This is a genomic window from Caballeronia udeis, from assembly GCF_001544555.2.
GTDB lineage: Bacteria > Pseudomonadota > Gammaproteobacteria > Burkholderiales > Burkholderiaceae > Caballeronia > Caballeronia udeis.
Map to the genome: position 1 here is coordinate 25,372 of NZ_FCOK02000059.1, position 23,163 is coordinate 48,534.

The window sequence follows — 23,163 nt, forward strand, 5'->3', positions numbered from 1 at the left end:
ACCCGTATGAGCGTTGAAAAACCAGAAGGACACGGAATCGTCGGCGAAAAACTCGGTGCCTGGATTGCCGGTGCCCAAGCGTCGGCGTTGCCTGCTCAGACGGTCGAGATCGCCCGTCTGTTGTTGCTCGATGTGACGGGTTTGTGCATCTCCGGCCGCGACGAAGACTACATCCACGCTACGCTGCAGGCCACCGATCCGGGTGGCGCCTGCACGGCGCTCGGCCACGCGAATAGTTTCAGTGCATTCGATGCGGCACTGATCAACGGCACCGCCGCGCACGGTGAAGACTACGACGACACCTTCGAGGGCGGTCCGGTGCATTCGGGTGCGGTGGTCGTGCCTGCGGTGCTTGCGGCGTGCGAACGCGAAGGACTCGGTGGCGACGCATTGTTGCGCGGCATCGCGGTCGGCGCGGAACTGATGTGCCGACTGAGTCTCGTCGCTCCGCGCGCGATCCACACCGCCGGTTTCCATCCGACCGCCGTGATCGGCGCACTCGCGGCAGCGGGTGGCGTCGCGGCTGCGCTGCGTCTGAATGCGCAACAGGCGAGCTCGGCGCTCGGTATCGCGGGCAGCATGGCAGCGGGGATCATCGAGTATCTGGCCGAAGGAACGTCGACCAAGCGGATGCACGCTGGATGGGCCGCGCAGTCAGGCATTCGCGCTGCGCTGATGGCGCGTGGCGGCTTCGACGGCCCGCGCACCGTGCTCGAAGGCAAGCATGGCTTCTTCAAGGCGTTCGCACCCTCTCGCACGCCCGATTTCTCTCCACTGCTCGATACGCTCGGCTCGTCGTGGATCATGGAGACGATCGCGTTCAAACCCTACGCGTGCGGCACGATGACCCAGCCGTATATCGATTGCGCCGTCGCACTCGCGGAGCGTGGCGTGCAAGCGGACCAGATTCACGACATCGTGTGCGAAGTCGGCGAAGGCACGGTGCATCGCTTGTGGGAAGAGCTCGCCGTCAAGCATCGGCCGCCGACCGCTTACGCCGCCAAATTCAGCACACCTTTCTGCATGGCCGTGGGTTTCTTTGATCGCAAGGCGGGCTTCAGCCAGTTCACCGAAACGCGCATTCACGATCCGGCGGTGCTCGCGCTGGCCGGCAAGATCCGCTACGTGATCGATCCGGACAACGAGTATCCGGCCAATTTCACCGGCCATCTGCGCGCGACGCTCAACGACGGCACAGTTCAGGAAGTGCATCAGCCGCATATGCGCGGCGGTACGCGCGAACCGCTGTCGCGTTCCGAACTCGCGGCCAAATTCACCGACAACGCGCAGCACGGCGGCTGGAGCGCAGCACTCGCCGACGAGGCGCGCGTATGGTGCGAGACGGTGTTCGACGAGCCGGCAGTCGGCTCGATCGTACGGTTCCGGCAATAACCCGATCGATACGGGTGACGCTCACAACGCCCCCTTACCTTCGGATGATTGGGAAGCGGAGTTTTGCTGCACTTCGGCATTGCCGGCTTCACTGCCGGCTTCACTGATGCCACTTATCGTGGCAATGCGTTCGTCCCCGGCGTCAAGATCTGCTCACGGCTCGCAGGCTGCTTGATAAAGCCGTCCAATAGCGCTTTTTGTTGCCGCAACAGGTTCGGTTTTTCATTGAACCGGTAAAGTCGTCCGGTCGCAACGCTGCAATTGAATTTCTGTCGGATAAAATTTACTTCCGAGCTAACAGCGCCGAATTGCCGGTACGGTAAATGACTTGCATTTCGCATTCGTTAAGGGAAATTCCGCCATACCGGTGATCGCCTGCGGCCCCAATGGGGAGAACCCGTTTGCCGGACAGGCCATCGATAAGCGCGATAAGACCTTTAACCACGTCCATTATTTGGGCTGAGTGCCACTTCGCTCCGCGCCTGAATTTCATATTCCGCAGCCATTTCTGCTTTTCCGGTTTGGAAAGCTTCAATAATTATTGGCACGGCGTACAATTGATTCGCCATAATTCCAAAAGCGCATAGCGCCGCAGCAACTATTGTTACGGACGCGCTCATGGACTTAGAGAAGTCTTGTCACAACATTGCAATGCGACGCGGCTCGGCGCTCTGGTTTTATTCTCACTCGTTAGCTCTAAATTTTGGATACGCTCATGGCAACCGGTACGGTCAAATGGTTCAACGATGCAAAAGGCTTCGGCTTCATCACACCCGATGACGGCGGCGAAGATCTGTTCGCACACTTTTCGGAAATCAAGGCAGAAGGCTTCAAGAGCCTTCAGGAAAATCAGAAGGTAACGTTTGAGGTAAAACAGGGGCCCAAGGGCAAGCAGGCATCGAACATCGTGCCGGCCTAAGTTTTATCCGGCCGTCACGGCGGCCGGTTTTCATCCGTCCCGCGGATGAAAACGGGGCGCGGCCATCCTTGGCCACGCCCCGTAGCAGGGTTTTTGCGTGCCAACACACGGTCAAAGACTCCGCGCTTCGCTCTATCCCTATCTATCTGCCAGTCCTGGCGAATGTATCGTCTTGCACCACCGTTTTTCCACCCTGTACCGCGCCTTGTTTGAAGGCGGGCACGGCCGTATCCGCGGCGGAATGCGACAGGCTGAATCGCTCCTCGGGCGCAGTCCCATTCAAATGATAATTGCCGATGGCAGCCTCCCGCTGGATCGCCGGATTATGCGATGCAATGACGCGTGCGTTACGCCAATGTCGATCAAGCCGGCGTGCTTCGCTCGTGGCCGACGCCCCGCCCACTTCGAATAGCAGCGTGGCTGCCTCAAGCACTTGCTCCAGCACAATTTGCTGCGCCTGATAGGCTTCGATATCGACGGCAATGTAGTCCGCCGTCGTCGCCACGCCAGCGTTGCGCGCCCGATGCACCCGGTCGAGCGCCGAGGCTACTGACTCAACCAGCGCTTCAGCCGAATACGCGAGACTCGCCAGGCGCCCCACTACGCGATGCACGAGCGGATTGTCACGCGGGCTCGACTGCCCCGCTACGCCGAACGTGCGTGTACGGCCCTGAACGAAGGCCACGCCGTCGCGCAAAACCGCGCGTGCGATACCTGCAAGCGTAGCCAGATGCACGGCCTGGTAGAACGCGGTAAGCAACGAATTGCGACGCGGCTCCGAGGCCTTGTAGCGCGACAGGATCTGATCGACGGGAACCCGCACGTTATCAAAACGTGTTGTACCGCTAGCGGTCAGGCGCTGGCCGAAACCGTCCCAGTCGTCGGTACGCGCGACACCCGGCGCATCGCTTCGAACCAGCACGTGGAGATCGGTCTGCGCGTCGTGCGCAGCTACGTTGATCCATTCCGAATAGAGCGTACCCGTGCTGTAGTACTTCTCCCCGTTCAGGAGAACAAAGCCCGCGTCTGCGTCGGGCGTGACGGTCACGCTGTTGTGCGTGGAGCCGGTGCGCTCCGATGTAGCCGCGCCAATTGTCTCCCCTTTCGCGACACGACCCAGCCAGCGCTCGCGGGTTGCGTCATCGCCGGATTCGAGTTGCTGCTCGATGAAACCGGAATGCGCGCGAATGATCTGCGGCAGGTTCGAATCGGCTTCGCCCAGACGCGTCAGCAGACGGAAATACTGCGGCAGCGAGACGCCGCTGCCGCCATATTCGCGCGGTACCCGCAAGGCGGTAAAACCGCTGTCTTTCAAACTCTGGACGGCATCGCGAGCGAGTTCACGGCCTTGCTCGCGTTCTATGGTGCCTTTGCCGATCTGCTCGAATATCTCCGCGAAACGCGCTTCGAGCGCAGCGTCCGCCGGTGCTGACGTCGTCATTCACTTCTCCACAATTTGCACAGGTGCGAACGATGAGGATAAGTGCCACGCCAAGCCGCCGGCAACGAACGATAGGTGCTAACGATATGCGCTTGCCGGGTTTTGCAGGCTTGTTCTTAAGTCGTTCTTCGCTGGTTCTTCGCTGGTTCCTCATGCCGCGCGGTGAATGCGGTTTATTGCCTTAGTGCTCTGACGTATATCGATCGGCGGATTTATTGGTCGCGTTACACGGCTGTCCGGTCAAGAATCCAAAGCGAGCATCTCGGTCTGGCACGTCCCGAGAACCAGCGCTTGTGGCGCAAAAGCGCCTGAGCATGCACCTGGATCATCGGGCTCATGCCTGACGATGCCCCCTTTCACGAAGTAACCCGAACCCACACTCCATGGCCAAGCGAACCGGACAATTGCGCCTAGGCGCTTTTCTTTATCCCGCAGGACATCACATTGCCGCGTGGCGTCACGCGGACGCACAGGCCGACGCCGGCGTGAATTTCCGGCACTACGTGCAGCTCGCCCAAGCGGCGCAAGCAGCGAAATTCGATCTCGTGTTTCTCGCCGATGGCGTGGGCACCCGTGGCGATAACCTGGACTTCCTGAGCCGTACCGCGCACAGCTACATCGCGCAGTTCGAGCCCATCACGCTGCTGTCCGCACTGGCTGCCGTGACAGAAACCATTGGCCTGGTCGGCACGGCGTCGACCAGCTTCAACGAGCCGTATCACATCGCCCGCAAGTTTGCGTCGCTCGACCATATCAGCGGCGGTCGCGCGGGATGGAACCTCGTTACTTCGTCGAATGAACACGAAGCGAAGAACTTCAATCGCGAGAAGCATTTCGATCATGGGGAGCGCTATGAACGGGCGACCGAGTTCGCGGAAGTGGTCGATCGTCTCTGGGATAGTTGGGAGGACGATGCATTCTTGCGCGACAAGGAGAAAGGCCGCTTCTTCGATCCCACCAAACGCCATGTCCTCGATCACAAAGGACGTTTCTTCCAGGTCAAGGGGCCGTTGAACGTCGCGCGCTCTCCGCAAGGTCAGCCGGTAGTCGTGCAGGCGGGATCATCGGAAGCCGGCCGGGCGTTGGCCGCACGCACCGCCGAGGTTATCTTCACGGCGCAGCAAACCCTTCAGGACGCGATCGATTTTTATGCCGATGTCAAAGGCCGCCTCGACCAGCACGGGCGTCATCCGGATGAGCTGAAGATCATGCCCGGCGTGATGCCCATTGTCGGGCGGACTGAAAGCGAGGCCCGCGAGAAGTTCGAGCATCTGCAATCGCTGATTGACCCGGCGGTAGGTCTCGCATTGGTCTCGGGTCTCACCGGTGGCTTCGACCTGTCGGCTTACCCGCTCGATGGCCCGATTCCCGAGCTGCCAGAGACAAACGCGAGCAAGAGCCGTCAACTGCTCACGCTTGAATTGGCACGGCGCGAAAACCTGACGATTCGGCAGCTTTATCTGCGCGTGGCGGGCGCACGCGGACATTGGCAAGTGGTCGGGACGCCTGAGCAGATCGCGGATCAACTGGAAGAACGCTTCGTCCACCATGGCGCCGACGGCTACAACATCATGCCCGCGGTTCTGCCGGGCAGCCTGACGGATTTCATCGAACTGGTACTGCCGGAGTTGCGTCGCCGTGGATTGTTTCGCACGGAGTATGAGGGCCGGACGCTGCGCGCGAATCTTGGTCTTGCGCAGCCCGTTAACCGTTACTCGGCGGAGAAGGCCAGCGCGGTAGCCGCCTGAGCGGATTGGGGCCAGCCCTGCATAGAGGCAAATCTCACGCGGAACCCGCGCACCCACTAAAATCCTTGGAAAGGAAACATTTTCCAAGGCGGGCATCTGAGCGGGCATCAACAAGGTTTTATTCTGACGCGTCACTGGCGGGACACCGCCGATGGGACGGAGGTCGAATTCTGGCTGGCGACGGATGAGGGTCCCCGCCACCTGCGGCTGCGCCCGCAGGATTCGGTGGCATTCATTCCAGCCGAGCAACGCGAGCGCGCCGAAACCGTCCTACAGCGCGAGAAGCAGGTGGAACTCCGCCCGCTGGATCTGGTTGACTTCAGCCATCGGCCGGTCTTGGGCCTCTATAGCAAGCAGTATCGGCAACTGACGGGGTTGGAAAGGCGCTTGAAGCAGGGCGGCGTCGATGTCTACGAAGCCGATGTCTTTCCGCCGGACCGCTACATGATGGAGCGCTTCATCACGGCGCCGGTCGTGTTCACCGGCGAGTCTCATGGAGACGGTCCGCTTCTGAACAGCGAGTTGAAACCCGCGTCGGGTTATCGGCCGAAGTTGAAACTGGTGTCGCTCGACATAGAAACCAGCGCGAAGGCCGAGCTATATTCCATCGCGCTCGAAGGCTGCGGCGAGCGTCAGGTTTATATGCTGGGACCGCCCAACGGGGACAGCAGCGACATCGACTTCAAGCTTGAATACTGCGAAAGCCGCCCTCTCCTGCTGGAAAAACTCAACGCGTGGCTTGAGAAGTATGATCCCGACGCGATCATCGGCTGGAACCTGGTTCAGTTCGATTTGCGCGTATTGCAGGAGCACTCGCAGCAGTACCAGGTTCCACTGCGGCTGGGTCGTGGCGGGAGCGTGATGGAATGGCGGCAGCACGGCCTCACTCAAAACCATTTCTTCGCGGGCGCGGCGGGACGATTGCTGATCGATGGTATTGAAGCGCTCAGGTCAGCAACGTGGACCTTCCCTTCATTCAGCCTCGAATATGTTGCACAGACCGTACTGGGTGAAGGCAAGGCCATCGACAACCCTTACCAGCGGATGGACGAAATCCAGCGTCGTTTCGACGAAGACAAGCCCGCTCTCGCACGCTACAACCTGAAGGATTGCGAGCTGGTGACGCGGGTCTTTGCGAAGACGGAACTGCTGCCCTTCCTGCTCGAGCGCGCAACCGTCACGGGTCTGCCTGCGGACCGCAGCGGTGGATCAGTGGCTGCTTTTACGCACTTGTATATGCCGCGGATGCATCGGCAAGGGTTCGTCGCGCCCAATCTGGGCGATGTCGCCGGGGCGGCAAGCCCCGGCGGATTCGTGATGAATTCGCGTCCGGGCCTTTACGACTCCGTGCTGGTCCTCGACTATAAAAGCCTGTACCCATCGATCATTCGCACCTTCCTTATCGATCCCGTCGGGCTGGTGGACGGTCTGCGGCATCCCGACGATCAGCACTCGGTGCCGGGTTTTCTCGGCGCGCGCTTCTCACGCACGCGTCATAGTTTGCCGGCCATCGTCGAGCAGGTCTGGAAAGGACGCGAGGAAGCCAAGCGCGAGCACAACAAGCCGCTCTCGCAAGCGTTGAAGATCATCATGAACGCGTTCTATGGCGTGCTGGGTTCCACGGGCTGCCGCTTCTTCGACCCTCGCCTTGCGTCATCCATCACCATGCGCGGGCATGAAATCATGCGCAAGACGCGTGAGCTGATTGAAGCCGAAGGATACGAAGTGATTTATGGCGATACGGATTCCACATTCGTCTGGTTGAAGCAGGCTCGCAGCGAGGAAGAAGCGGCGCGTATTGGCGGGCAGCTCGTCAAGCATGTGAATGCATGGTGGCAAGATCATGTACGGGAACGCTTCGGGCTGGAGAGCGCGCTTGAGCTGCAATTCGAACGACACTACCGGCGTTTTTTCATGCCCACGATTCGTGGCGCGGAAGAAGGCAGCAAGAAGCGTTACGCCGGTCTTAGCCTTCTGCCCGACGGCGGCGAAGAGGTGGTCTACAAGGGACTCGAAACTGTTCGCAGCGATTGGACGCCACTTGCGCAGCGGTTCCAGCGGGAACTCTATTTGCGAATCTTCAAAGGTGAGCCGTATCAGGACTATGTTCGTGACTACGTGCGACGAACGCTTAGCGGCGAATTTGATGAACTGCTCGTGTATAGAAAGCGCCTTCGGCGGCCGCTGGATGCGTATGAGCGCAACGTGCCGCCGCATGTCCGAGCGGCTCGCATGGCCGATGAATTCAACCGCGAGCGCGGCCGGCCGTTGCAGTATCAACGCGGCGGCTGGATCAACTATGTGATGACCAGCGCGGGACCGGAACCGCTTGAAACCCTGCGGTCGGCCATTGACTACGATCACTACCTGACACGGCAGTTGCAGCCTATTGCCGACGCTATCCTGCCGCTTTTGCGAAGCGAGTTTCAGGCGCTGGTTTCCGGTCAGCACGAGTTGTTTTAGCGGTGAGGATACCCACAGAAATTGTTGGCAAGGCTGTGGGGAAATTCATTGCGCGGTGTAACACAGGTTGGTCATCTCGCTAGCGCCTGTCAGGTGGATGCAACCACGGGCGCCGGTTTTATCCGCTTCGGCGCATGCTTGCCTGCTTGCGCGCCAGCCATAGGTCGTCATCCCGCAGATAGAGGTAGTGGATCGCTCAAGGGTGCACGTCAGCAAGCGACAGATAATTTAAGAATTTTCTTAGTGCTATAGATCGGCCATGAGGGGTCAATCAAAAATCCGACTCAAGTTAATATGGGTTACGAAGTAATTTATATGGAGTGCGACAAAAATGAACAAACGATTCCTTGACATTTAGTCAACCAGATAGCCAAATGTAATCTTATTTACTTGATCTAGAGGCTTATAAGTTGAAACGCAATCTTAAAAAAGCCGTACTGAATGTGGGGAAAATTAGCTTCGGATTGGCTCTTGCCTTACAGGGGGCTAAAACGTTTGCCGATACGCAAATCGGCACATTCATCTACGCAGCATCGAACAAAAGCCACGAGGTTGTGAAGATTGACGCGACGTCTTTCAAATTGATCAAGAAGATCGATTTACCCAACGCGACCTCTCCTTATGTTCTGGGCGTTGATCCCGCCCAGTCCCGTGTCTTCATGCAAAGAGACAGCGAAGACGCGTCGAAAGACAAACGTACGATCGATGTGATCAGCACGGAAACGGACATGATCACGCGCTCTGTCGATATCCCATTGCCGAGTGGTTACAGCGGCAGAATAACGGGACTCAATTTCTCGCCGGATGGAAGTAGAGCATTTATCTCGCTCACGGAAGGTGATTCCGTGCTCATGCTCAGCGGTGATCTGACGAGACAGTTGGGTGTTATCAAAACGGGCCGTACTCCTTGGGGAGGCACACTTTCTCCTGACGGCGCCTGGCTCTATGTTCCTCACCAGGAGGGGAATATAGCGATCATCAATACCGCAAGCGGCGTGCTCCAGGGCATCGTCAATGTGAAAGCTGGCGCGTCCAAGTGGACAGATGGAACCCTTTACCAGATCGTCGTCAGCCCGGATGGAAAAACGGTGTATGTAAAGGTAAATGGGCCATCCGCGAATGGCTATAACGCTGAGCTACTCGTGCTGCAACCCAACGCAGGTCACAGCGAACTCACGCTGGTGAAACGTGTCGTCTTCCCGACCACGTTCTACGGCGATGTGCAGTTGACCGCTGATGGCAAAAAACTATACATGCCAAGCTGGGGCGGACCTGGGGGCCAAATGTTCATCGTTGACATGGAGACATATTCTGTGACCACAACGAAAATAGCGTCTCTCCTGCAAGCTAGCTCGTTTTCGATCACTCGGGACGGCATGCGCATAGTTGCGGCGCAATCTCCCGCTGCGGGGAATGGTACGTCCGTTCCATCCATTATGTCGCTCGATCCGGCCAGCGATCTGGTATCCGCCAAGGCCGATTGGGTACCCACCGTTTCCGGTCCCTCGTCCGTGTATCCCCAAGTCAGCTTCAAGTTGGTCAGTACAAATCCCATCTGCCGATAGATACATATCCACAAGGTTGCCTGGAACGGCCGGTCCGGCGTTTCCAGGTTGATGCGTGGCTGGGCAGGTGACCAATGTCACCTGTCCACAGCATCGCTTTGACCTCATCGTTTGCACTGTCGAGCATCAGCGACTGCTCGACGGCCTGCACTACGCGCGGGTCCTGCAGCAATCTCTGGGTTCGTCTTGTCCACCTTCTCACGCTTCATGTGTGCAATCATCGCGGCTGTTCCGAGTCACTTGAAACGTACGCCTTCCGAGGCTTTCAACAGACGCGCGTAGCGGGATGAAGTTGTCCACAGAAATTGTTGGCAAGGCTGTGGACAAGTTCGGGTGAGTTGCAGCAACGTGTTGATTTAAATGAGGCTTAGGCTCTTGCTTCGTTATGAACGGCGCGAGCCAGCCAGGCAGCAAGAGCCGTACGCGCCATCCCCCTCCTCTCAAACCCTCAGCGCGTTTTCCACCGCGCCCGCCAGCGCGAGAATCGCTTCATCCTCACCATGAAACCCGCCGATGCTCAACCCCACCGGCGTTTCTCCCTCGCGATGACAAGGCATTGAAACCGCGCAGCCATCGAGAAAATTCACCACGCTTGGATTGCGCAGCACCAGCGCGTTGGCTGCGGCGAAAGCGGCGTCATCGGCTTCGAGGGCGGCAATCGCAGGTGGCGCAATAGGAACCGTGGGCATGACAAACGCATCGAAACCGGCAAAGAACTGCCGAGCCGCCACGATGGTCGCACGCCGCGTCGCCAGCAGATCAAGGTAATCCGCCGCCGATGCCGCCTCGCCGCGCCTGATCCGAGCCAGCACGCGCCGGTCGTACATATCAGCTTGAGTACCCAGCCGCGAGCGATGAGCGGCAAACGCTTCTATCGGCGAGAAGCCGAACGTGTTGATCGCGGGGAGCGAATCGAGCGGCGCAAAACGGACTTCAGTCAGCAAGGCGCCGGCTCGAGCAAGCTTGTCCAACGCGGCTTCATAAGTTCGCGCAACTTCCGGCTCGATACCGTCCATCACGTAGTTGCGCAGCACCGCGAACCGTGCGCCCGCTAGCGGCCTTCTTGCATCGAACGATGCTCCCGAGAGCACCCCGTCCACCATCGCGCAGCACACGACGCTTGGTGCAATGGCACCGACCACATCCAGCGTAGGCGACAACGGCACAACTCCCTCGGTAGGCACACGTCCCGCGCTCGGTTTAAAACCCGTGAGCCCGCAAAACGCGGCGGGAATTCGCAGGGACCCGCCCGTGTCGCTGCCAAGGCCTGCTGCCGCCAATCCATCGGCCACCGAAGCCGCCGCTCCCGACGACGACCCTCCCGCCACATGCCTCTCGCTGCGGCGCCACGGTGACGCAGGCGTGCCGTAGTGTGGATTCAGGCCCAGCCCGGAGAATGCGAACTCGCTCATGTTGGTGCGCCCGATCAGCACCGCGCCGGCTTGCCTTAACCGGGCGATCGCGGGTGCATCGGCGCGGGCTGGAGGAGCATCGGCGAGGACGCGGGAACCGGCGCGGGTCGGCTGGCCTTGTACGTCGAAGAGATCCTTTACTGATATCGGCACACCGGCAAGCGGCGAGAGACGCGTGCCGGCGCGGCGGAGTGCATCGAGGGCATCGGCCTGGCGGCGAGCGCCGTCGGCATCGACGAAACAGAACGCGGCGCCGCCGTTGCCGCCATCGGCAGCAATGCGTTCCAACGCGGTTTCAGTGAGTTCGCGACTCGTCGTGGTGCCTGCGTCGAGCATGGCGGCGAGTTCTGCGAGCGGTGTCTTGGGAGCGAAGAGCGTCATGGATGATATCCAGTAAAAGTCAGGCGACGACCGGCAGCGAAGCCACCGAATACCGATGTTGCAAAGTGCGCTCGAGCACGGGATCGTGGAGCTCGAGTTCGAAGACATCGCCCGAGGACATCGCCGCGATTGCGCCGTGCACGGCAAGCGTGCCGCCGAACATCGCGCTCTTCGCGCGGAGTGCCGGGGCTCCCGCGAACCTGCTCCACAAATCAGCCGGTTCAAGCAGGCCGTTCACCACCCCCGATTGATAAACGCGGCGCTCGCCGTCGGCACCGCTTAGCCATGAGCGCATTGTCAACTGATCCCAATGCGCGGCGACATCGGCATAAAGCCAGGCATCGCGGCTAAGCGGTTTTGCACAAACCTGCTTCGATACCGCCACGCCATACGCCTCTACTTCGCGGTCCGTATGATCGGAACCAATAGCGACCAGCGTACCGAGCGGGCTATCGAGCAGCACACATTCAACCTCGCCACCCGAGCGTGCACCGAGCACGGTGATGGTCTCGTCCTGCGTGAGCAGGCCAGCGGCCAGGCGATAGAAACAGGGCGTGGTCGATGGCGGTGCTACACCGAGCGCCGCGAGTTCATCGATATGCGCCCGGATCGCCGCAGGGTCGCGCCCTGCCCAGCCCGCAATCACGAGGTCATCTATGTTGGACGTAGTCGACACAGGCGCTGCGCCGAGGGGAAATACATTGAAGGAAAGCGTAGTCATTGGGAGGCTTGATTAGATGAGCGCGGCGCGGCAATGCGCGCCGGGACGACAGGTAGCGCGTTAGTTTTCCAGCGGCCTTCGCGCAGTCTCACGCGCGACGATCAGCGAGATGCCGGTGACAATCACCGCAAGCGCCACATACACCGACACCGCCAGCGAACTGTTGTAGTGCTTGAACAGGCTCACGATGATGAGCGGCGCGAAGCCGCCGCCAAGAATACCGGCCAGCGTATAGGCGAGCGACGATCCGGCATAACGCACGCGAGTGGGAAACTGCTCGGTCACGAACGCCGCTTGCGGCCCATACATCACTGCATGGATGACGAGCCCCACTACGACGGCGAGCACGATCTGCCACGGTTGCGCGCTATCGACGAGCACGAAGAAAACAAACGCCCATACCAGCGCGGCAAACGCACCGGCGAGATAGACCGGCCGACGCCCGAACCGATCCGACAGCGCCCCGAAGAACGGCACGCTCAGCGCATTGCACGCGGTACCAATCAGCACGGCGGTCAGCGCCGTCGTGCGCGAAAGATGCAGCACGGTCGTGACGTAGGTCAGCGTGAACACGACCAGCAACGCGTACAACACGTCCGATCCGATTCGCGAACCGCCTGCAATCAGGAGACGCCGCCAGTGCTGCGTGAGCACTTCAACCACGGGCACCTTGGCCGTTGCATGGGCGTGGCTGAGTTGCTCGAATTGCGGCGTTTCATCGACACCGCGGCGCACCCACAGGCCAAAAACCACCAGCAGCATGCTGGCGACAAAAGGCAACCGCCAACCCCAGGCGAGGAAGTCGTCCGGGGAGACCACGAGCGTGATAAGCGCGATGAGACCGGTGCCGAGCAGCGTGCCGAACGAAGGCCCGACCTGCGTCCACGAAGCGCTCAGGCCGCGCTTGTTCTGATCGCCATGTTCGATCGATAACAACACGGCCCCGGCCCACTCGCCGCCAAGCGCGATGCCCTGCACGAAGCGCAGCGCGACGAGCAGGATCGGACTATAGATGCCGATGGCCGCGTAGGTCGGCAGGAAACCCATCAGCGCCGTGGTGATACCCATCAGCACGAGGGTGAGCATCAAGACAGCGCGACGGCCAATGCGGTCGCCCAGATTGCCGAAGATCACACCGCCGAGAGGCCGCGAGATATACCCCACCGCGTAGGTCGAGAACGCGAGAATGGTGCCTGCGAGCGGATCGACGGAGGGGAAGAACAGGTGATTGAAAACCAGTGCGGCGAGCGTGTTGTAGATCGTGAAGTCGTACCACTCCAGCGACGTGCCGACCATGCTCGCCGTCGCCAGACGACCGCGGCCGACGTGCGGCGAACCAAGATCGGATTGCCGGGCAAGTGTATTCATCGGGAACCTCGGATGATCAAAACGTGGGGTCAGGGTCAGGCCGAAATGCGCCAGAGCATCTGGAACGTACGGACTTCAGCGCCGTCCGCGAGTGATTCAGCAAGCGCGCGAGTGGCCTCGGCGTCACTGCCTTCGATCAGCACGAGCGCATCGGCAGCGGGCAATACCGGTTCCTTCGATGCCGTCAGCGACACCGACAGCGCAGGCGCCGTGCAAAACAGCCGTGCGGCATGAATGCCCGCCTGACGCAGGCCTGCTTCAAAGCGCGGCTTCAACAACGCGGCTTCAACGCGTTCGGGCGGCAGCACGAACAGCGCGAGAAATGCGCCCTCGCCGTCGCCCTTTTCAAGCGTCAGTTCGCCCACGCGTCGCTGCGTGTTGGTCATCCGCGCAAAGTTGCCGAGGGACCACGGGGTTTGCTGAGTGAATGCGCGCTGATAAGCGTCACTGCGAAAAACGTCGAGCGACTCGGTCACATAGAGCGCGAGGTAGCGGCGCGGGCAGCCGTCGGTCGCCTTGAAGCGGCGTGCGTAGCGAAAGCCCGGAATCGCGACGCGTTCCTGCATGTGCTCGCGGTCGTACCACGCATTGAAATCCGCTTCCTGCACCGGATCAGGGTCGGTATCCGTCCAGATGCAAAGCTGTCCCTGCGGTTGTGATGTGCTCATCAGTCGTTCCCTGGCGAAAGTGGATTCGTAATGGGAACAGTGTCGCGAGCAGCGGGTACTTCGGTCCAACAAGAAAACAAATACGGCGCGAACAAGTTTCCTTATGACTTGCTTTCCCGCGACTTGCTTTCCGATGACTTGCTTTGCGCGGATTTACGCGTGCGGCCCGGCTTGCCGGCATTGACCGCCGGCGGCAACGTCTGCGCGCTGCCAGTCTTGCGCGCACCGCGTTTTGGCGATGCCACCGGCTTAGCCTCGGCATTCGCAGCCGGTGCCGGCTCAGCGCGGAGCGCTGCTTCGAATTCGCTCGCGGCTTGCCGTGCCAGATCGGCAATACGCGCGGCGAGCGGATGACTGTGCGCCCGGCAGGTCGCCATCAGCGGCAGCGCGGGGAACTCGGCGCTCACGTCGAGGACTTCGAGCGTCCCCTCGCGCAACTCGCGCTGGATGATCGCGGGCGGCAGCGCAGCGACTCCGAAACCGTCCGCAACCAGCCGAATCATAGCTGCCACCGACGTGATGCAGTTGATCCGCGCGGGTCGCTCGACCGCCAGTGCGAAGAGTTGCTCAAGCGTTGCGTGCGGACCGGAGTGACGCGAAAAGCTGACGATAGGAAAGTCCGCGAGATCCACGAGATCGAGGGTCCGGCCTGAGAGCCCGAGCTTGGGACTGGCTACCCAGCGCACCGGGAATTCGCAGAGCGGCAGATTCGTGAAGTCGGGGCCGGCGATTGCATCGGTCTGCAGGATCAACTCGATCTCACCGCCGCGCAGCAGGTTCGCGAGGTGAATCGTCGTGTCGCTGGTGACTTCTATTTCGAGCCGGGGATAACGCTCGCGCACCAGCGCCATCAGCGCCGGGAACCAGCTGTGCACGATCGATTCGATCACGCCGATGCGGATGAGGCCCGCGTCTGCGTCGGCGTCGTCGACTTCCCGGCGCATCTCCTCGCCAAGGCGCACGATGCGCTCCGCATAGGCCAGCATCTTGCGGCCCGCCGGAGTCAGCGTGGCGGAGCGCGAGTTACGGTCGAACAGGCGGACGTCGAAGCTCTCTTCAAGCGATGCTATCCGGCTTGAGACCGCTGCTTGCGTGGTGTGCAATTTCTCGGCCGTGAGACGGAAGTTCTGCAGTTTGGCGAGCCAGACAAAGGTTTCGAGGAAGCGGATGTTCACGGCAAAGGTCGCAAGTCGGGACGAACCGGCATGGTAACGCGTCGTAACGCATGGCCAGATCAGCGCGCGATCTGGCCGCGGAGAGGCTTGCAATGGAACGAGGCGTTTATATATACGTTTTGGTGAAATAGACGCGAAATAGGGAGAATTTAAATTTCGAAATAAATTTAGCCATTATTTCTATAATTTTCTGTGCATCTGATGCTTTGCCAAATGACAATGCTTGATATAACCTCGTGCCTTATGAAACCTCAAGTTGAATAAAGCAAGAACAGATAAGCGTGCTCGTCGAGCCCCGGCAGATTGAATTGATCGATTATCCAGAGCCTGTTATGTGAGTCGCAGCGCCGTCCTGCAAGCCTCGGGCGTTAAACACGTTTACCGTTTCAAAACGTTTTGTTAATGGGCGTCGCTTGCTAATTTTTATTATTGCAAACACGAGCATTAATCATTAAATCGTTTCAAACAACAAAATCGCCCTCAATTATTTCTTCGATTTATTCACACTCTCACGCGGAAGAATACGTTTGAAATCAAAAAATTAATCGCAATACCACCGATAAAACTCATCTGTACCGAACCCCGGACGAACCACCCCAGGGCTGTATTCAACCGGATACGGCCGATCTGCAAGCGGAGTTGACCTCATGGCCAGATGCATCAGACTCATCCTCGTTAACCTGCTCCTGCTGCTTGCGACCTCCTGCTCCACTTCGCAAATACCGCCGTCCAGCGCAGTTGACCCCGACCTGGAAGCAAAAGCACGCGCAGCGTTACAGCAGTTGTACAGCACCACACCCAATGCAAAGTTGCTCCAGGCCCGAGCGAAGGCGGTGCTCGTGTTTCCGGAGATACTCAAGGCCGGTTTGATCGTTGGGGCCGAGGAAGGAAACGGCGTGATGTTCGGTGCGGATGGAAGAGTGATGGGCTACTACAACGCAACGTCCGTTTCGTATGGTCTGCAGGCCGGCGCACAGTCGTTTCAGGAAGCCATGTTCCTCACAAGCGATTCCGCAATCAACTATCTGCAGACTAGCGGCGGGTGGTCGATTGGAGCAGGTCCAAGTGTTGTTGTAGTGGATTCCGGCACGGCCCGGTCGCTGACATCGACCACGCTGAAATCGGACGTGTATGCGTTCATTTATGGCCAGCAGGGGCTGATGGCCGGAGTAGGAATCCAGGGCCAGAAAATCTCGAAGCTTAGTCCGTGAGCGGTTGGTTGTGCAGATGATCTGCGGGTGAAACTTGTGGTTCATTGGGCGCGTACCTCACAGCCGCCAGATACCCGCGTTCATACATCTGCAAGTTGCAGGCGCCGAAGTTCGGCGCCTACTCGTTCCCGGTCGAGTGCGCGAACACCGTGTCCGGAAGATTTCGTCTTCTTACGCTGCCTGCAGCATGAAATCGACGTGGACGGCCTCGTAAGGGAAGACGATCATGCCATCTGCGTTACGCTCGATCACTCCGGCGTCAAGCAACGCATGCACGTCTCGATGCACGGCCTTCACGTCTCGCCCCACGCGACGGGCAATCTCACGAATCGATAGCGGCCCGGCCCCCGTGATGGCTTTGATGATGTTCCAACGCATTTGCGTAAGCGTCTGGAACAGCAGTTCCGGCGATTCGAACGTGATGTATGCGCCTTGCGTCTTACCCTCGAATGCTGCCAAAAAGCGCTTGTTGACGGCTTCGCGCGAAGCGACGCCCAGCGTGACGGTTTTCATGACGGGCTCCAGTTGTCTACGTCAGCCCAAAAATCCGCGAGGAGCTGCGCAGGTGTCGAAAAAGAGTAAGGGGTTTCAACGTCGCCAATGTGGCGGTGATCCCCCTTGCCGCGCTCGTTGTCGTACCGCAAAACGCACTCGCCTACGACGATATAGGCAAGGCTGTATTTGAACAGGTGAGCGCTGCCACGCAACGGCCCAGGCACCTTCCAGACAAGTAATTCGGCAAAAGCCTGCTCGTTGACTGCGTGACGCTCTTTGAGTAACAAGGTGGCTTTCATGTTGGACATTATGACAACAGCGTTGAGTGTTGTCAATTACTCCAACACACTTTGTTACGGATCACAGCGTCGCCGTGTAGCGTCCTGCGAGCGTTGTTTGTCACGACTCATACCGGCACCGCCTCGGCAACCACGGCATCACGAAATTTTTCGGGAAGTGCATTGGGAGTGTGTACGTCTACCGAGACGCCTAGCAACTGTGCCAGTTGACGCCGGATCGAGCCGATATTCAACAGGGTCATGCCCGGTTCCGGGTCAACCAGGATATCCAGATCACTGTCTTCAGTATCTTCCCCGCGCAAGGCGGAGCCAAATACGCGCGCATTGACGGCTCGGTTTGCCTCGACAATCAGTCGGATTTCCGCGCGGTGTGCATCAAGTGCAATGGATAGCTTCATCGAACAAACTCCTACGCTGTTTAAGTTCCATCGGGGGGCTGAAGGCCAAGACAGAAAAATCACGTTACTGCGTGATCTTCGTCCCATGCGAATACCGCCTGCGTGAGCCAACCCTCGTCATTGCCGCGATGCGCTTGTTCGATTCTGCAACGAATGACAACGCATCATCGAGTGCGTCGTTCGCTTCCTGCGTGGACACATTCACGCGCGAGATCAGTGCGTTGATATTTTCTTCATCGTCTGATGGCGTGACGTCCTGCACCACCTGACGCATCGATTCGCTGACGTTAAGCCCGAGGTCCTTGGCGGTACTCGCAATCGCCCGCTTTTGAACCGGTGTTACCCGGACAACAATCCGTTCCGTTTCACCAGCCATTCCTACACTCCCATGTACGTCAACCTGAGACGTACATATCAGGCTGTTTCCGGTAGCGGTCAAGTGGTTTTTACCGTTTCAACCGATTCGATCGATGCCAGCAACGTTCCGAACCAAGTCCCTCGCCCGCCCCACCAACGAGAACGGCCCGCTTCCGCGGGCCGTTCTCACACAACACAGCGCATCGACTTAATCTGCTGCGCGCAGCTTCGCCACTTCCGCATCCGATGGCTGGACGCTCGCACCATCGATGTACTTATAGTTCGTCATGATGCCCTTGCCGTCCTTCAACGCCGTCGTACCCACATACGCGCCCATCGTCGACTGGTTGTCCTGCGCGCGGTACGTGATGGGACCAAACGGCGTATCGACCTTCAAGCCCTTGAACGCCGCAGCAAGCTTGTCCGGATCGGTCGACTTGGCCTTCTTCAAGCCGTTCGCAATCGACATCAACGCCGAGTAACCCACCACCGATCCCACCCGCGGATAGTCGTGATATTTCGTCTCATAGGCCGCGACGAATTTGCGGTTAGCAGGGGTATCGATCGAGTACCACGGATACCCCGTCACGATCCAGCCGACCGGCGCCTCGGATCCGAGCGGATCGAGATATTCAGGCTCGCCCGTCAGCAGCGACACGACGGAAACATCCTTGAACAAGCCACGCGTATTGCCCTCACGCACGAACTTGCCGAGATCGGCAGCGAACTCAACATTGAAAATGGCATCGGGCTTCGCGTCCGCGAGCGCTTGCGTAACCGCACCGGCATCCAGCTTGCCAAGGGGTGCCGCCTGGTCCGCAACGAACTCGACGTCCGGCTGCGCCGCTTTCAGCAACCGCTTGAACGTCGCCACTGCCGACTGGCCGTATTCATAGTTCGGATAAACCACCGCCCAGCGCTTCTTGTGCAGCTTGGCGGCTTCGGGCACGAGCATCGCGACCTGCATATAGGTCGACGGCCGCAGCCGGTATGTGTACTTGTTGCCGTCCTGCCAGACGATCTTGTCGGTCAGCGGTTCAGCAGCCAGGAAGAAAACCTTGCGTTGCTTCGCGTAGTCGGCAAGCGCCAACCCTGTGTTCGACAAAAAGCCGCCGAACAACAGCGAGACCTGTTCGCCCGTGACCAACTCCTGCGCAACCCGAACCGTATCGCCCGGGTTGCCGTTGTCGTCGCGCGAGATGACTTCGAGCTTCTTGCCGTCGATGCCGCCCGCCGCGTTGACCTCGTCAAGCGCCATGTTCCAGCCGTTCTTGTACGGACCGAGGAACGCGGGCTGCGCTTTATAACTGTTGATCTCGCCAATCTTGATGGTCTGGGCGGCGGCGCCTGCCGACACCAAAGCGGCGGCCAGGGGCGCAACCATGAAGGCGGTTAAGCGCAGCAACGATCCAACACGCGTGGTCATAGTTTTTCTCTCCGGGTAAAGCGGCTAGGTTGAGTGCCAAGTGAGGTGGCTAATGGCTAAGGTGGATTGAAGAATACCCCTGGTCGATCTTTGCCTGGCTGAACGCGATTAAACAGCTTGGACAGCTTAAACACTTAGGTACGCCCGCCGCACGGCTTCGTCGCGGGCGAGCTCATCTATCGTGCCGCTAAACCGGATCTGCCCTTTTTCGAGCACGTAGGCGCGGTCGCTGACGAGTTCGGCGAAATGCATGTTCTGCTCGGACAGCAGGATGGACAGCCCTTCGCGCTTCAACTCGAGAATCATGTTCGCCATCTGTTCAACGATGATCGGCGCCACGCCCTCCGATGGTTCATCCAGCAAAACCAGCGTGGGATTGCCCATGAGCGTACGCGAAACAGTCAGCATCTGCTGCTCGCCACCGCTCATCTGGCTGCCGGGACGATTCGGCATCTCGCCAAGATTCGGGAACAGGCGAAACAGCTTTTCCGGCGTCCAGCGGGGCGCGTCGTCGCGCGGCGGCTGACGGCCGGTATCGAGATTCTCCATGACCGTCAGGTCGCCGAACACGCGCCGGTCTTCCGGTACGAAGCCCATGCCGAGCCGTGCAATACGATACGGCGGCAACCGGGCAATGTCATGCCCGCAGAAATTGATCGCTCCCTGCCGCGAGGGCAGCATGCCCATCAGCGCTTTCATCGTGGTCGACTTGCCCTCGCCATTGCGGCCCATCAGCGCGACCACTTCGCCGCGACCCACTTCGAGTTCAACGTCGTACAGGATTTGCGCGCGGCCATAGAACGCGTTCAGGCCGGAGACATTCAACATGGTCTTGTCTTGAGTAGCCGCGTTCATCAGGCGACTCCGTCGGCCGCGAGCGATGCACGCGGCGTGAAAGATTTCCCCGTGCCGAAATACACCTCGCGCACACGGGGATCGTTGCGGACGGTTTCTGCATCCCCCTCGCCAATCAGCTTGCCGCGTGCGAGCACGATCAGCTTGTCGGCGTAGGCAAACACCACGTCCATGCTGTGCTCCGTGAACAGCACACCGAGCTTGTGGTCGATCACCAGTTGCTTGGTCAGCGCCATCAGGTCGTTGCGCTCCTTGGGCGCCATGCCCGCCGTCGGTTCGTCCATCAGCAACAGTTTCGGTTTGTTGGCAAGTGCAATGGCCAGTTCGACGCGCTTCACATCGCCATAAGCCAGCACGCCGCAAGCGCGCTTCGCATGCGCCGCCATGCCGACCTGTTCGAGCAACGCAATCGCTTCATCGGCGTGAATGGACGATGCCGGTTTCCACAAGTTGAATAGCTGGCGGTCCCGCGAAACAAGCGCCATCTGCACGTTTTCAATCACCGTCATCGAATTGAAAGTCGCGGCAATCTGGAAGGTCCGGCCAACGCCAAGACGCCAGATATCGCGTGGACGTTTGCCGGCGATCTCGTGGTCATCGAAAAGGATGGAGCCCGAACTCGGTCTCAACTGCCCGTTGAGCATGTTGAAGCAGGTCGACTTGCCGGCACCGTTCGGACCGATCAGCGCGAGCAACTGGCCCGCGTGCAGATCGAAGGAAACGTCATCGACCGCTTTGACGCCGCCGAACGACTTCGCAAGATGAGAGACGCGCAGAAGGGTCACAGCGCCTCCTTGGCAGGTTGCGAGGCCACGCTGCCATCGGAATTCTTGTGCGAACCCAGCTTGTCCCGCACAAATCCCACGATCCCCTGCGGGAACGCGATCACCAATACCAGGATCGCCGCGCCCAGCAGAGCCTCCCAGTAGTCCGTCTGACGCGCGACCGTATCCTGGAGCCATGTGAACACCGCCGCGCCGACAATCGGCCCGGTGAGCGTCTGCAAGCCACCGAGCAGCACCATGACGAGACCGTCGACCGAACGCCCGACGCTGATCACCTCAGGCGAGATCGACCCCTTCGAGAACGCATACAGCGATCCCGCGAGGCCGCAGAATAATGACGCGATGATGAACGCCACCCACTGCACGCGCTTTACATCAATACCGATTGCTTCGGCGCGCAAGGTGGAATCGCGCGAGGCACGCATGGCGTAACCGAGCGGTGAGAACAACATTCGCCTGAGGAGCCAGACACCCAGGACCGCGAACACCAGGGTCACGTAGTAGTACGCCACTGTCGAGCTAAGCCAGCTCGACGGCCATAGATTGAGAATGCCATTGCTGCCGCCCGTCACCGCGTCCCACTGGAACACGATCGACCACACGATCTGCGCGAAGGCCAGCGTCAGCATCGCGAGATAAACGCCCGACAAACGCACGCAGAACCACCCGAACACGATCGCCCCGACGCCCGCAAGCAGCGGGCCGAGCACAAGCGCGGCCTCCATTGGCAGGTTCAGGACCTTCAGGAATAACGCGGCCCCGTACGCACCCAAACCGAAATACGCGGCATGACCGAACGAATGCATGCCGCCCGGCCCCATGATGAAATGCAGGCTCGTCGCGAACAAAACCGCGATCAGGATCTCGACCAGCAACACCGGCATGTAGGGAAACACGCCTGAAAGCAGAGGTGCCAGCACAAGCACCGTCAGCACGACGCCCGCGAATATCTTCAGCCGCGTATCGGCGAGACGTAGCGGTGTTTCAGCGGCGGCCATGGTGCGAACGGCGGCCTGTGCGCGGCCAAGCAACCCCCACGGACGCACGACCAGCACGATGGCCATCACCACGAACTCGGCCACCAGCGTGAACTTGCTCAGCGAAAACACCACGCCGCCAATGGTTACGTCGCCTATGCCAATGCATAGCGCCTTGATCTCCGCGATCAGCAGCGCCGCCACGAACGCGCCCGGAATCGAGCCCATGCCGCCGACCACCACCACGACGAACGCATTGCCGATCGTATCGATATCAAGCGACAGGTTCGCCGACATGCGCGGCACCTGAAGCGCGCCGCCAAGACCTGCGAGGAATGCGCCGATAAAAAATACGCCCGTGAACAGCCACGCCTGGTTGATGCCGAGCGCACCCAGCATTTCCCGGTCACCGGTCGCCGCGCGCACGAGCGTGCCCCAGCGCGTTTTGGTCAGACCGAACCAGAGGATGCCCAGCACCACGGGACCGATCACGATCAATGCAAGGTCATAGGTGGGCAGCGCGTGACCGAGCAGAGTGACTGCGCCGCCAAGCAGCGGAGCGCGCGGTCCGAACAAATCTTCCGGGCCCCAGATGTACAGCGCGGCGTCGCGAAAGATCAGCACCAGCGCAAACGTTGCCAGCAAGTGGAATAACTCCGGCGCCTGATAGATGCGCCGAAGCACGACCACTTCAACCAGCGCACCGAGCACGGCAACGACGAGCGCTGCCGCAAGCATCGAAAGCCAGAAACCGGCGACGGTCGAACCGAACCGGCTGGCGATACTGCAGGCCACATACACGCCAAGCATGTAGAACGAGCCGTGCGCAAAATTGACGATTCGCGTCACGCCGAAGATCAACGACAAACCGGACGCGACAAGAAACATGGCGCACGCGTCCGCTAGTCCGTTGATGAGTTGTACAGCCAGATTCGAAAGCATCGACGCCTCTATCGCTCGGATTTCATCAAGGTATTCGCGTCGGCAAGGCTGCCTTTCACAGCGCCATCCCTGCTTACCGATACAAATGTACACACTCTAATTCTAGTCTTCCATGCAATGACCATGCCCACTTTATAGCTAGTGACTTGTACTAGGTATCAGAGT

General features: G+C 59.6%; 21 protein-coding genes. 6 read left to right on the plus strand and 15 right to left on the minus strand.

Annotation, left to right across the window (positions count from 1 at the left end):
- Positions 1–6: 6 nt before the first annotated feature.
- Complete coding sequence (locus AWB69_RS31690; RefSeq protein ID WP_062090803.1) at positions 7–1,392, plus strand: MmgE/PrpD family protein; 1,386 nt, start codon at positions 7–9, stop codon at positions 1,390–1,392.
- Positions 1,393–1,829: 437 nt separating this feature from the next.
- Here AWB69_RS31690 and AWB69_RS49735 read toward each other — a convergent pair whose 3' ends face one another.
- The gene (locus AWB69_RS49735) at positions 1,830–2,012 is read right to left on the minus strand and encodes a hypothetical protein (protein ID WP_156529029.1); all 183 of its coding nucleotides are present in this window, start codon (positions 2,010–2,012) and stop codon (positions 1,830–1,832) included.
- Positions 2,013–2,107: 95 nt separating this feature from the next.
- On the opposite strand from AWB69_RS49735, the gene AWB69_RS31700 reads away from it, so the two are divergent.
- Positions 2,108–2,311 (plus strand): cold-shock protein, encoded by a 204-nt coding sequence (locus AWB69_RS31700; protein WP_031356584.1) that lies wholly within the window; start codon positions 2,108–2,110, stop codon positions 2,309–2,311.
- Between the two features lie 142 nt (positions 2,312–2,453).
- Here AWB69_RS31700 and AWB69_RS31705 read toward each other — a convergent pair whose 3' ends face one another.
- Positions 2,454–3,752 carry an acyl-CoA dehydrogenase family protein gene (locus AWB69_RS31705; RefSeq protein WP_082913669.1) on the minus strand — a complete coding sequence of 433 codons (1,299 nt, stop codon included), beginning with the start codon at positions 3,750–3,752 and terminating at the stop codon, positions 2,454–2,456.
- Positions 3,753–4,135: 383 nt separating this feature from the next.
- Here AWB69_RS31705 and AWB69_RS31710 point away from each other — a divergent pair, with 383 nt between their 5' ends.
- The 3 genes from AWB69_RS31710 to AWB69_RS31720 all read left to right on the plus strand — a co-directional run bounded on the left by AWB69_RS31710 (position 4,136) and on the right by AWB69_RS31720 (position 9,528).
- Positions 4,136–5,500 (plus strand): LLM class flavin-dependent oxidoreductase, encoded by a 1,365-nt coding sequence (locus AWB69_RS31710; protein ID WP_062090777.1) that lies wholly within the window; start codon positions 4,136–4,138, stop codon positions 5,498–5,500.
- 96 nt (positions 5,501–5,596) lie between these two features.
- Positions 5,597–7,963, plus strand: coding sequence for a DNA polymerase II (locus tag AWB69_RS31715; RefSeq protein ID WP_062090778.1), 2,367 nt, complete (start codon positions 5,597–5,599; stop codon positions 7,961–7,963).
- Between the two features lie 410 nt (positions 7,964–8,373).
- Positions 8,374–9,528: a YncE family protein gene (locus tag AWB69_RS31720; RefSeq protein ID WP_156529030.1), complete on the plus strand. Its 1,155-nt coding sequence runs from the start codon at positions 8,374–8,376 to the stop codon at positions 9,526–9,528.
- A gap of 440 nt (positions 9,529–9,968) precedes the next feature.
- Here the strand turns inward: AWB69_RS31720 and AWB69_RS31725 are convergent, their stop codons facing one another.
- From AWB69_RS31725 to AWB69_RS31745, 5 genes are all read right to left on the minus strand, one after another.
- On the minus strand, positions 9,969–11,321 hold the full coding sequence (locus AWB69_RS31725; RefSeq protein WP_062090780.1) for an amidase: 1,353 nt from the start codon (positions 11,319–11,321) through the stop codon (positions 9,969–9,971).
- Between the two features lie 19 nt (positions 11,322–11,340).
- Positions 11,341–12,042, minus strand: coding sequence for a DUF2848 domain-containing protein (locus AWB69_RS31730; protein ID WP_062090781.1), 702 nt, complete (start codon positions 12,040–12,042; stop codon positions 11,341–11,343).
- A 60-nt stretch (positions 12,043–12,102) separates the two neighbouring features.
- The gene (locus AWB69_RS31735) at positions 12,103–13,410 is read right to left on the minus strand and encodes an MFS transporter (protein ID WP_062090782.1); all 1,308 of its coding nucleotides are present in this window, start codon (positions 13,408–13,410) and stop codon (positions 12,103–12,105) included.
- 35 nt (positions 13,411–13,445) lie between these two features.
- Positions 13,446–14,081: a DUF4286 family protein gene (locus AWB69_RS31740; protein WP_156529031.1), complete on the minus strand. Its 636-nt coding sequence runs from the start codon at positions 14,079–14,081 to the stop codon at positions 13,446–13,448.
- Between the two features lie 98 nt (positions 14,082–14,179).
- Positions 14,180–15,253 (minus strand): LysR family transcriptional regulator, encoded by a 1,074-nt coding sequence (locus AWB69_RS31745; RefSeq protein ID WP_062090784.1) that lies wholly within the window; start codon positions 15,251–15,253, stop codon positions 14,180–14,182.
- Positions 15,254–15,900: 647 nt separating this feature from the next.
- Between AWB69_RS31745 and AWB69_RS31750 the strand changes: the two genes are divergently transcribed.
- Positions 15,901–16,464, plus strand: a complete 564-nt coding sequence (locus AWB69_RS31750; protein ID WP_062090785.1) for a lipid-binding SYLF domain-containing protein — start codon at positions 15,901–15,903, stop codon at positions 16,462–16,464.
- Between the two features lie 171 nt (positions 16,465–16,635).
- Here AWB69_RS31750 and AWB69_RS31755 read toward each other — a convergent pair whose 3' ends face one another.
- The 8 genes from AWB69_RS31755 to AWB69_RS31790 all read right to left on the minus strand — a co-directional run bounded on the left by AWB69_RS31755 (position 16,636) and on the right by AWB69_RS31790 (position 22,998).
- Positions 16,636–16,977, minus strand: coding sequence for an HVO_A0114 family putative DNA-binding protein (locus tag AWB69_RS31755; RefSeq protein ID WP_062090786.1), 342 nt, complete (start codon positions 16,975–16,977; stop codon positions 16,636–16,638).
- The gene (locus AWB69_RS31760) at positions 16,974–17,294 is read right to left on the minus strand and encodes a toxin-antitoxin system TumE family protein (RefSeq protein WP_231937302.1); all 321 of its coding nucleotides are present in this window, start codon (positions 17,292–17,294) and stop codon (positions 16,974–16,976) included. The genes AWB69_RS31755 and AWB69_RS31760 overlap by 4 nt, the downstream gene beginning before the upstream one ends.
- 71 nt (positions 17,295–17,365) lie before the next feature.
- A complete protein-coding gene (locus AWB69_RS31765) occupies positions 17,366–17,656 on the minus strand; it encodes a nucleotidyltransferase family protein (RefSeq protein ID WP_062090787.1) in 291 nt (96 codons plus the stop codon).
- Between the two features lie 64 nt (positions 17,657–17,720).
- Positions 17,721–18,032 (minus strand): plasmid mobilization protein, encoded by a 312-nt coding sequence (locus AWB69_RS31770; protein WP_062090788.1) that lies wholly within the window; start codon positions 18,030–18,032, stop codon positions 17,721–17,723.
- 189 nt (positions 18,033–18,221) lie between these two features.
- Positions 18,222–19,439, minus strand: coding sequence for an ABC transporter substrate-binding protein (locus AWB69_RS31775; RefSeq protein WP_062090789.1), 1,218 nt, complete (start codon positions 19,437–19,439; stop codon positions 18,222–18,224).
- A 126-nt stretch (positions 19,440–19,565) separates the two neighbouring features.
- Complete coding sequence (locus AWB69_RS31780) at positions 19,566–20,294, minus strand: ABC transporter ATP-binding protein (RefSeq protein WP_062090790.1); 729 nt, start codon at positions 20,292–20,294, stop codon at positions 19,566–19,568.
- Positions 20,294–21,079, minus strand: coding sequence for an ABC transporter ATP-binding protein (locus AWB69_RS31785; protein ID WP_062090791.1), 786 nt, complete (start codon positions 21,077–21,079; stop codon positions 20,294–20,296). The genes AWB69_RS31780 and AWB69_RS31785 overlap by 1 nt, the downstream gene beginning before the upstream one ends.
- Positions 21,076–22,998 (minus strand): ABC transporter permease, encoded by a 1,923-nt coding sequence (locus AWB69_RS31790; RefSeq protein ID WP_062090792.1) that lies wholly within the window; start codon positions 22,996–22,998, stop codon positions 21,076–21,078. Before AWB69_RS31790 ends, AWB69_RS31785 begins: the two co-directional genes overlap by 4 nt.
- Positions 22,999–23,163: the final 165 nt, after the last annotated feature.

What these genes read in the sequence shown, in the direction of transcription:
- AWB69_RS31690 (WP_062090803.1), top strand. Translation starts at nt 7, where the DNA reads ATGAGCGTTGAAAAACCAGAAGGACACGGAATCGTCGGCGAAAAACTC.
- AWB69_RS49735 (WP_156529029.1), bottom strand. Translation starts at nt 2,012, where the DNA reads ATGAGCGCGTCCGTAACAATAGTTGCTGCGGCGCTATGCGCTTTTGGA.
- AWB69_RS31700 (WP_031356584.1), top strand. Translation starts at nt 2,108, where the DNA reads ATGGCAACCGGTACGGTCAAATGGTTCAACGATGCAAAAGGCTTCGGC.
- AWB69_RS31705 (WP_082913669.1), bottom strand. Translation starts at nt 3,752, where the DNA reads ATGACGACGTCAGCACCGGCGGACGCTGCGCTCGAAGCGCGTTTCGCG.
- AWB69_RS31710 (WP_062090777.1), top strand. Translation starts at nt 4,136, where the DNA reads ATGGCCAAGCGAACCGGACAATTGCGCCTAGGCGCTTTTCTTTATCCC.
- AWB69_RS31725 (WP_062090780.1), bottom strand. Translation starts at nt 11,321, where the DNA reads ATGACGCTCTTCGCTCCCAAGACACCGCTCGCAGAACTCGCCGCCATG.
- AWB69_RS31730 (WP_062090781.1), bottom strand. Translation starts at nt 12,042, where the DNA reads ATGACTACGCTTTCCTTCAATGTATTTCCCCTCGGCGCAGCGCCTGTG.
- AWB69_RS31735 (WP_062090782.1), bottom strand. Translation starts at nt 13,410, where the DNA reads ATGAATACACTTGCCCGGCAATCCGATCTTGGTTCGCCGCACGTCGGC.
- AWB69_RS31750 (WP_062090785.1), top strand. Translation starts at nt 15,901, where the DNA reads ATGGCCAGATGCATCAGACTCATCCTCGTTAACCTGCTCCTGCTGCTT.
- AWB69_RS31755 (WP_062090786.1), bottom strand. Translation starts at nt 16,977, where the DNA reads ATGAAAACCGTCACGCTGGGCGTCGCTTCGCGCGAAGCCGTCAACAAG.
- AWB69_RS31765 (WP_062090787.1), bottom strand. Translation starts at nt 17,656, where the DNA reads ATGAAGCTATCCATTGCACTTGATGCACACCGCGCGGAAATCCGACTG.
- AWB69_RS31770 (WP_062090788.1), bottom strand. Translation starts at nt 18,032, where the DNA reads ATGGCTGGTGAAACGGAACGGATTGTTGTCCGGGTAACACCGGTTCAA.
- AWB69_RS31775 (WP_062090789.1), bottom strand. Translation starts at nt 19,439, where the DNA reads ATGACCACGCGTGTTGGATCGTTGCTGCGCTTAACCGCCTTCATGGTT.
- AWB69_RS31780 (WP_062090790.1), bottom strand. Translation starts at nt 20,294, where the DNA reads ATGAACGCGGCTACTCAAGACAAGACCATGTTGAATGTCTCCGGCCTG.
- AWB69_RS31790 (WP_062090792.1), bottom strand. Translation starts at nt 22,998, where the DNA reads ATGCTTTCGAATCTGGCTGTACAACTCATCAACGGACTAGCGGACGCG.